At 55.6% G+C, this 8,956-nt stretch carries 8 protein-coding genes and 1 riboswitch; of the genes, 3 read left to right on the top strand and 5 right to left on the bottom strand.

The genetic code is table 11. The features are described from left to right. Positions 1 to 354 precede the first annotated feature (354 nt). Together murI and btuB are read right to left on the bottom strand one after the other, a co-directional pair. Positions 355 to 1,206: a glutamate racemase gene (murI, locus tag ACR6AS_RS20055; RefSeq protein WP_111140435.1), complete on the bottom strand. Its 852-nt coding sequence runs from the start codon at positions 1,204 to 1,206 to the stop codon at positions 355 to 357. Continuing rightward, the gene (btuB, locus tag ACR6AS_RS20050) at positions 1,151 to 3,031 is read right to left on the bottom strand and encodes a TonB-dependent vitamin B12 receptor BtuB (protein WP_111140434.1); all 1,881 of its coding nucleotides are present in this window, start codon (positions 3,029 to 3,031) and stop codon (positions 1,151 to 1,153) included. Before btuB ends, murI begins: the two co-directional genes overlap by 56 nt. Before the next feature lie 70 nt (positions 3,032 to 3,101). After that, positions 3,102 to 3,284, bottom strand: a riboswitch (cobalamin riboswitch). A 110-nt stretch (positions 3,285 to 3,394) separates the two neighbouring features. On the opposite strand from btuB, the gene trmA reads away from it, so the two are divergent. Beyond that, positions 3,395 to 4,498: a tRNA (uridine(54)-C5)-methyltransferase TrmA gene (gene trmA / locus ACR6AS_RS20045; protein ID WP_111140433.1), complete on the top strand. Its 1,104-nt coding sequence runs from the start codon at positions 3,395 to 3,397 to the stop codon at positions 4,496 to 4,498. Positions 4,499 to 4,539: 41 nt separating this feature from the next. Here the strand turns inward: trmA and ACR6AS_RS20040 are convergent, their stop codons facing one another. Together ACR6AS_RS20040 and fabR are read right to left on the bottom strand one after the other, a co-directional pair. Continuing rightward, a complete protein-coding gene (locus tag ACR6AS_RS20040; RefSeq protein ID WP_111140432.1) occupies positions 4,540 to 4,890 on the bottom strand; it encodes a YijD family membrane protein in 351 nt (116 codons plus the stop codon). 14 nt (positions 4,891 to 4,904) lie between these two features. Further along, positions 4,905 to 5,552, bottom strand: a complete 648-nt coding sequence (fabR, locus tag ACR6AS_RS20035; RefSeq protein ID WP_111140431.1) for an HTH-type transcriptional repressor FabR — start codon at positions 5,550 to 5,552, stop codon at positions 4,905 to 4,907. Positions 5,553 to 5,744: 192 nt separating this feature from the next. Between fabR and sthA the strand changes: the two genes are divergently transcribed. Further along, complete coding sequence (gene sthA / locus ACR6AS_RS20030; protein WP_111140430.1) at positions 5,745 to 7,145, top strand: Si-specific NAD(P)(+) transhydrogenase; 1,401 nt, start codon at positions 5,745 to 5,747, stop codon at positions 7,143 to 7,145. Here the strand turns inward: sthA and oxyR are convergent. After that, positions 7,128 to 8,045, bottom strand: a complete 918-nt coding sequence (gene oxyR, locus ACR6AS_RS20025) for a DNA-binding transcriptional regulator OxyR (RefSeq protein WP_111140429.1) — start codon at positions 8,043 to 8,045, stop codon at positions 7,128 to 7,130. The genes sthA and oxyR overlap by 18 nt on opposite strands. 124 nt (positions 8,046 to 8,169) lie before the next feature. On the opposite strand from oxyR, the gene ACR6AS_RS20020 reads away from it, so the two are divergent. After that, complete coding sequence (locus tag ACR6AS_RS20020; RefSeq protein ID WP_111140428.1) at positions 8,170 to 8,904, top strand: glutathione peroxidase; 735 nt, start codon at positions 8,170 to 8,172, stop codon at positions 8,902 to 8,904. The last annotated feature ends 52 nt before the right edge of the window (positions 8,905 to 8,956 follow it).

Raw genomic sequence — 8,956 nt, 5'->3', positions numbered from 1 at the left:
AACGTCATAATGAATTTCATTATGTGTTCACTCGTGAGGCTTTGATATTTTTTTGCGTCCGGAGACGCTGATATCAATCCTGCGAGTGCCCACACAGATTGTCTGATAAATTGTTAAAGAGCAGTGCCGCGATTTACTGCGGCGCGGGCTGCGTATATTACGCTTTCCGCATTGTCAGTCAAGCATTTATTTTCGCTTAACTCACTGGTTCGTATGATTTCGAACCTACTTAACCCGGCGCTTCGTAAGCCGTTGTGCCGTGTCAGTGGAGGCGCATTATAGGGAGTTCTCGGAGGCTGACAAGTGCTAATTTCAAATAAAATTCTGAGTGCTGTTTTTTTCAGCGAAAAGCCGCTAAAGCGCCAGTTTTTCCAGCAACGGGAAGCCATAACGCTGTAAAACGGGTGATAATTGTACGGCTTCATCATCCAGCGCCGTGCAAAAAGCGACGTTCTGCTGCGATGAGCGCACTTCAGGCGCTTCATGCTCCAGCAGCCAGGCCGTGCGTCGTGCTATCGCCGCACCGGAATCGATCAGGCGCGTGCCGTCCGGTAACACCTGCTGCAGCTCTTCGCGCAGTAAAGGAAAGTGCGTACAGCCTAAAACGACCGTATCCGGTGGCTCAGCCATCCGCAGCCACGGCTGAACGATGCGGCGTACTTCTTCCAGTGCCACCTGTGCGCCGTGGAGTTTAGCTTCGGCCAGCTCCACCAGCTCCGCTGATCCCAGCATTTCGATGTGGCAGGAACCGGCAAACTGCGCCACCAGCTCATGTGTATAAGGACGACGTACCGTCGCCCGCGTTGCCAGCAACCCCACCACGCCATTACGCGTCAGGCGCGCAGCCGGTTTAATTGCAGGCACCACACCTACAACAGGAAACGCAAAGCGTTCCCGCAGCGCGGGCAGTGAAACCGTGCTGGCCGTATTGCAGGCGATGATGACGAGTGAGAGCGGATAGCGCTGAGTAATCGCCGCAACGATGGCAACCACCCGATCGACAATGAAGGTTTCGCTTTTCTCCCCATAAGGGAAACCGGCGTTATCAAAGGCGTAAAGATAATGAAGGTCTGGCAGGAGCTGCCGGACCTCATCATAGACAGAAAGCCCGCCGACGCCGGAATCAAATACCAGCACCGTGGGGCGTAAATCAGAAGGTGTAGCTGCCGCTGAGGTAATACTCTCGTCCTGGAGTCTGATAGCCATACGCTGTCTCGTAATCTTTATCGAACAGGTTGGCAATTCTACCACGAACCGTGAGTTGTGAAGTGACAGGATATGAGACCGCGAGATCCCACAGGCTGACACCGCCTGATTTCACGCGACGGCTGGGCGTGCTGTTGAAGTCGGTGTCATAACGGTCACCCAGATAGTGATAAGTCACGGACCAGTCAAAGGTATACAGCGTCCAGTCGAGCTGATACTTCACCTGCTGTTTAGCCCGGCGAATGAGCGGCTGGCCGGTGGTGCCATCCCGCGCATCGACATAATCGTATGAGAGCTGATGCGTCAGCGGACCGGTGTCGAATCCGGCTGTGGCCTCAACGCCCTTAATCCGCGCCTGCTTAATATTGTAGTAACGGAAGGTCTGGGGATCGCTATCAATCAGGTTATCGATGTCGTTGCGATAACCTGACACGCGCCAGTTCACCGGTCCGCTCAGCCCTTCAACACCCCCTTCCCACTGCTTACTTTTTTCCGGATCGAGGTCGCGATTGCCATAAAACGGGCTGTAAACCTGGGACAGGTTCGGTGCTTTAAAGGCCGTGCCATACGATGCAAAGAGGCGATAGCCGGAGATAAACTCCCATGACGCCGCGGTCTGCCAGGTGTTATGCCAGCCGAACTGATTGTTGTCGTCACTGCGAACCGCGCCTTCCAGCGTGACGCTGCCCACCTGCTGCTGACCGGTGAGGTAGAGACCGGTGTTGCGCTGCTCATAACCGTCAGACAGATAGTTAGTGCCTGGCTCGGTTGTCTCTTTCTGCCAGTCGATACCGGCGCTAAGCGCGCCCTGCCCCAGCTGCAGGGTGTTACCCCACTGCAGATTGTACTGAGTCACATCATCAAAGGTGGATGCCGCGCCGTAACGGCCATTGCGTGGGTCGTAGTTGATGTCTTTGGTATGACCGTAACTGGCGATGAGTTGAGTAGAGTAAAGGTCACGGCTGAAGCGTAACCCGGTGTCCCAGGTCTGGCTGTAGAGCTGCCGGGTATCCGCCAGCCCGACGACATTCGTGAAGCTCTGATCGTAGCTGTAAGAACCATCGTAGGCGGTACGGTTATCAAACCCATAGCCGCGCACAAAACCAGTGAGCTCATCGCTGAACTGATGCTCCAGATTGCCATACAGCGTTTTGCTCATAAAGCCGTCGCGATCGTGCTGGGCCGGGCCATAGTCATTCGGGTAGCCCGCCACCACATCATACCCCCGGGTATAGGTGTAGTTGCCGGCCAGCGTCAGTGTGGTCGCCTCGCCCAGCCTCTGTTGAGTGGAGCCATCGTAAGATTGATAACCCCGGGAGCCCATGCCCGCCGTCAGCGTAGAGCCCGGCTGCGCACGACCGGTGATGATATTGACGACGCCGCCAATCGCATCGGAACCGTAAACTGCCGAACGCGCACCGCGAATATATTCGATACGCTGAACCAGTGACAGGGGGATCTGGCTGAGGTCAGACGAACCGCTGATACCCGCCTGATTAAGCCGGATGCCATCAATCAGGATCAGCACATGTCGGGATTCGGTGCCCCGGATAAACAGCGAACTCTGCTGACCTAATCCGCCATTCTGCGCCACATCGACACCCGGCAGGCGACGCATGACATCCGTCAGGCTTTTGGCCTGCCAGCGATCGATCTCATCACGCGTAACAACCGTTGTGGGCGCCAGCACGCCCGAAACAGGTTCAGCAAAGCGGTTAGCGGTGACGATTTGCGTTTCATCATTTGCCTGCGCGTAACCGTTTTGCGCCCAGAGAGAAATGGCCGTGGCGCCCAGAGCGCACAGCGAAAGCGTTTTTTTTGTCATTTATTCATGCATCCATAAGACCCAGCAGGATGCCGCAGGCCGACAATCGATAGCACGCGATGATTGTACGAGTAGCGACGTTACACCGGCAGGTCTTCGGGCTGGGAACCATAAGTGATGATGACTTCCCATCCCGGAGGACAGTGTCTGCAATTGCACACATCACGACATTCCTTACCGCTGCGCGTCAGCTCCAGATTTGCACTGGATTCCCTATTAACTCGGGCATGAGGCCGGCGTCAGCAGTCTACGGAGTGGGGATTGGGAAGTCCAGATAGCCCGATATCTTCTCGCTGCAGGACTGGACATCAGCAAGTGAATGCCTACAATCGCCCGCTGGTAAGCTATTAATCAGGATTACTCATGACACCCGAACATCTCCCTATTGAAGAGTATGACGCCCAGCTGGCGGAAAAAGTCAGTCGTTTAGAGACGATGATGACGCCATTTGCGGCGCCCGACGTGGAGGTGTTCCGTTCGCCGGTCAGCCACTATCGGATGCGCGCCGAATTTCGCCTGTGGCATGACGGCGATGACATCTATCACATCATCTTCGATCAGCAGACGCGCGAGCGGATCCGCGTTGATCAGTTCCCGGCGGCCAGCCAGCTGATCAATCAGCTGATGCCGAAGATGATCGCCGCGATCCGCGATAACCGCATCCTGCGCCATAAACTGTTTCAGATCGACTATCTCTCGACCCTGAGCAATCAGATTGTGATTTCGCTGCTTTATCACCGCAAGCTGGATGATGAGTGGCAGCAGGCAGCCGCGGCGCTGCGTGATCAGTTACGCGCCGAAGGGCTGGATGTGCAGCTGATTGGTCGCGCGACCAAAACCAAAATCTGTCTGGATCGCGACTATGTGGATGAGTGTCTGCCGGTGGCAGGCCGCGAGATTATCTATCGTCAGGTCGAGAACAGTTTTACCCAGCCGAACGCCGCGATGAATATTCAGATGCTGGAGTGGGCGCTGGATGTGACACGGGATTCACAGGGCGATCTGCTGGAACTCTACTGTGGCAACGGCAACTTCTCGCTGGCGCTGGCACGCAATTTCCGTCGCGTGCTGGCCACGGAGATCGCGAAGCCGTCCGTCGCTTCAGCTCAGTACAATATTGCGGTAAACCAGATCGATAACGTGCAGATCATTCGTATGGCGGCGGAAGAGTTTACGCAGGCGATGAATGGGGTGCGCAGCTTCAATCGTCTGGAAGGCGTTGACCTGAGCAGCTACGACTGCGAGACGATTTTTGTCGACCCGCCGCGCAGCGGACTGGATGAAGAGACGGTGAAGATGGTGCAGGCTTATCCGCGCATCCTTTATATCTCCTGTAATCCGCAGACCCTGAGCGACAATCTGCAGACGCTGGCGAAAACGCACGATGTGACGCGGCTGGCGCTGTTTGATCAGTTCCCCTATACCCATCATATGGAATGCGGCGTGTTGCTGACGCGAAAAGCGTAAAAAAAACGGGAACCCTGGGGTTCCCGTTTTTATTATCACGTTTAGTGACGCTTGCGTTTGAACCGCGTTGCAATCCAGAACACCAGCGCCACCATCAGGACGGTCGGCACAAAGTTCGATCCGATATCCGGATACTCTGCCCGCACCAGCGCGCTGTAGACCAGAATGCCCAGCAGGAAAAAGGCGGCCGCCAGGCCTGGCATACCATCCGGCATATTGGTATTGAGATAACGCTGATGCAGACACCAGGCTGCCAGACCCAGTGAAATCAGCGGAAAAATCGAAAAGGGAACAAAGGCGCTGAACAGCACCGAAAAGGAGCCGTTAATCGCTAAGCCGGTAATAAAAGCCAGCGCCAGCGTGCTTTTATCGCGAATACCTGGGTGGGTCATGGAGGGATCCTTACTCATTGTTCTTCGGGTTTTTCCAGGGTAACCGCCAGCCGCTCCTGCTCACGGCGGTACCAGTAATAGGCGCCTTTGGCGATCATGCGCAGCTGTAGCACCAGCCGATCCTCAAGCTTTCGTCGCTGCTCCGTATCAACGTCGAGTGCTTCTGCACCGGCGCTGAAGACTATCGTCACCATCGCTTCAGCCTGCGCTTCGGTGAAACTGCGCGGCATGCGATTTTCGACCTCAAGATAATCCGCCAGTTCAGCGATAAAGTGCTGAATTTCACGCGCCACTGCGGCACGAAAAGCAGCAGAGGTGCCGGAACGTTCGCGCAGCAACAGGCGGAAAGCGTTGGGATTGTTGCCGATAAACTCCATAAAGGTCGCGACCGACGTTTTGATAATGCTGCCGCCTTTGGCAATTCGCTGGCGCGCCTGGCGCATCAGCTGGCGCAGCATCAGACCGCTTTCATCCACCATCGTCAGGCCGAGTTCGTCAACATCCTTGAAATGACGGTAAAACGAGGTAGGTGCGATACCGGCTTCGCGGGCAACTTCCCGCAGACTCAGGCTGGCAAAACTGCGTTCGGCGCTGAGCTGACTGAAAGCGGCTTCAATCAGTGTACGTCGTGTACGTTCTTTCTGTTGCGCTCTGACGCCCATTCTCTCTGCCTTTAGCGGTGTTATGGGGCCACTATATCAAAATTTTCAGCGTACAGAGTGGCAATCTTTGTCACCGTCTGTGAACCTCACTCTTTGCCAAACTGTGATGAAAATCGCTGATAGAATTCAGAAGTGCGCGACGAGATGTTAGAATCTCGTTGTAAAAATGTATAAATAATAGGACGTATCGGTATGCAAAAGTCTTACGATTACGATGCCATTGTGATTGGCTCAGGGCCCGGCGGTGAAGGTGCGGCGATGGGGCTGGTAAAACAGGGAGCGCGCATCGCCGTGATCGAACGCTACCACAACATCGGTGGCGGCTGTACGCACTGGGGTACCATCCCCTCCAAAGCCCTTCGCCACGCCGTCAGCCGCATTATCGAATTTAACCAGAACCCGCTCTACAGCGATCACACCCGTCTGCTTCGCTCCTCCTTTGCCGACATTCTCAACCACACGGAAAACGTGATCAGCCAGCAGACAGCCATGCGCCAGGGTTTCTATGAGCGCAACCGCTGCGAGCTTTATCAGGGCGATGCGCATTTCGTGGATGCCAATACGATCGAGATTGAACAGCCGGATGGCACCCGCGAGACGCTGACGGCAGAGAAGTTTGTTATCGCCTGTGGCTCACGTCCTTATCATCCTGCGGATGTGGACTTCACCCATCCGCGCGTCTATGACTCCGACTCGATCCTCAACCTGCACCACGAACCCGGCCACGTCATCATTTATGGTGCAGGCGTGATCGGCTGTGAATATGCGTCGATTTTCCGTGGCCTGAACGTGAAGGTTGATCTGATCAACACCCGCGATCGCCTGCTGGCGTTCCTGGATCAGGAGATGTCTGACTCTCTTTCGTATCACTTCTGGAACAGCGGCGTGGTGATTCGTCACAACGAAGAGTTTGAGAAGATCGAAGGCGTGGAAGATGGCGTAATCATGCATCTCAAGTCGGGCAAAAAAGTAAAAGCGGACTGCCTGCTGTATGCCAATGGCCGTACCGGTAACACCGACTCGCTGTCGCTGGAGAATGTCGGCCTGGAAGCCGATGGCCGAGGCCTGCTGAAAGTAAACAGCATGTATCAGACCGCCCAGCCACACATCTATGCCGTGGGTGACGTGATTGGCTACCCGAGCCTGGCGTCTGCCGCCTACGACCAGGGACGCATTGCCGCGCAGGCGATCATCAAAGGGGAAGCGTCAGCGCACCTGATCGAAGATATTCCGACCGGGATATATACCATTCCTGAGATCAGCTCTGTGGGTAAAACCGAGCAGCAGCTGACGGCCATGAAGGTGCCTTATGAAGTGGGCCGCGCACAGTTTAAACATCTGGCGCGCGCGCAGATCGTGGGGATGAACGTTGGCAGCCTGAAGATCCTCTTCCACCGGGAAACCAAAGAGATTCTGGGGATCCACTGCTTTGGCGAGCGTGCCGCCGAGATTATTCATATCGGTCAGGCCATTATGGAACAGAAAAATGGTGGCAACACGATTGAATACTTCGTGAATACCACCTTTAACTATCCGACCATGGCCGAAGCCTATCGCGTTGCCGCGCTAAACGGGTTAAACCGCCTGTTTTAAAGTGGCGTCGAAATAGTGCTCCATATGGGCTTTGATCGCCTCTGCCAGCTGTTCATAACGGCTGCGCAGAGGGGAGCCCGGACGGTAAACCAGCGCGATCGTCCGTCTGGGAACCGGCTTGTAACAGGGCAGATAGCAGACCCCATCCCGGATGCGTTCCGGCGGAACGGCCAGCGCCGGTAACAGCGTGATGCCGCTGCCTGCCGCCACCATGTTGCGCAGCGTCTCAAGGCTGGTTGCACGGAAATGGGTATCTTCATCCGCTCCCGCCTCAAAGCAGAAGCCCATCGCCTGATCGCGCAGGCAGTGCCCGTCCTCCAGCATCAGCAGTTTTTCACCTGCCAGATCGGACATCGGCACCCGGTCGCGGTCACACCACGGGTGATCAGCGTAGACCGCCAGCTTCATCGGCTCGTCAAACAGCGGGACTTCGATAAAGGCCTCGCTCTCTTTGACCAGCGCGACAATCGCGCAGTCCAGCTTGCCGCTGTCCAGTTGCGCCAGCAGCTGCAGCGTCTGCGCTTCGTGCAGATACATCTCCAGTTTCGGGAACGTCTGGTGCAGCGTGGGGATAATCTGTGGCAGCAGGTAGGGCGCGATCGTCGGGATCAGGCCGATGTGCAGCGGACCGGACATCGCTTCCCCTTGCTGACTGGCCATCTCTTTCAGCACCTTGACTTCCCGCAGCACCGTTCGCGCCTGATCCACCAGCAGCAAACCGGCCTGGGTGAACAGTACTTTACGACTGGTGCGCTCCAGCAGCATCACGCCCAGCTCATCTTCCAGCTTGCGGATCTGCCCGCTTAACGTGGGCTGACTGACATGACAGGCATCCGCAGCACGACGAAAGTGGCGGTGTTCAGCAAGCGAAACCAGATATTCAAGATCACGAATATTCATTATTACCCTCCAGACCACGATAGCCCGTGGCGATAGATAGAATAGCAATGAACGATTGGCCCTATCAAGCGTGGTTGGGAATAATGCGCGCATCAAATGGAACGTGGTTGATCAGGAGTAAGAAATGTTGGCAGGTCAGGAAGGTAAAGCAGTCCCCTCAGTGACTTTTCACACACGCCAGGGCGATCGCTGGGTCGATGTCACCACCGATGCGCTGTTTAAAGATAAAACGGTTATCGTATTTTCACTGCCGGGAGCGTTTACACCCACCTGCTCATCTACTCATCTGCCGCGTTACAACGAATTAGCGGGACAGTTTACCCGCCTGGGTGTGGACAGCATCCTGTGCGTCTCGGTGAATGACACCTTTGTGATGAACGCCTGGAAAGCGGAGCAGCGCGCAGACAACATCACCTTTATTCCTGATGGCAACGGCGAATTTACCCGTGGCATGGAGATGCTGGTCGAGAAAGCTGACCTCGGCTTTGGACCCCGCTCCTGGCGCTACTCCATGCTGGTGCGCAATGGCGTGGTAGAGAAAATGTTTGTGGAGCCGAATCGGCCTGGCGACCCGTTCGAAGTGTCTGATGCTGACACCATGCTGCGCTACCTGGACCCGGCCTGTAAAGCTCAGGAGTCGGTCGCCATCTTTACTAAACCTGGCTGCACCTTCTGCATTCAGGCAAAACAGATGCTGGTCGATCAGGGGATTCAGTACGAAGAGATTGTGCTGGGCCAGGATGCCACAACGGTCAGTCTGCGCGCCGTTACCGGCCGGGCGACGGTGCCGCAAATCTTTATCGGCGGTCGTCATATTGGCGGGAGTGACGATCTGCAGCAATACTTGCTGTCAGCGTAAAAAATCTGAGGGTCAGCCGGGAGAGCTGGCGCTCTGATGATGTGCCTATAAA

This window comes from Pantoea phosphatilytica (assembly GCF_051025615.1).
In the GTDB taxonomy this organism is placed as follows: Bacteria; Pseudomonadota; Gammaproteobacteria; order Enterobacterales; family Enterobacteriaceae; genus Pantoea.
Note: the sequence above shows the minus strand (reverse complement) of the source record. Positions and strands in the feature narration are given on the sequence as shown.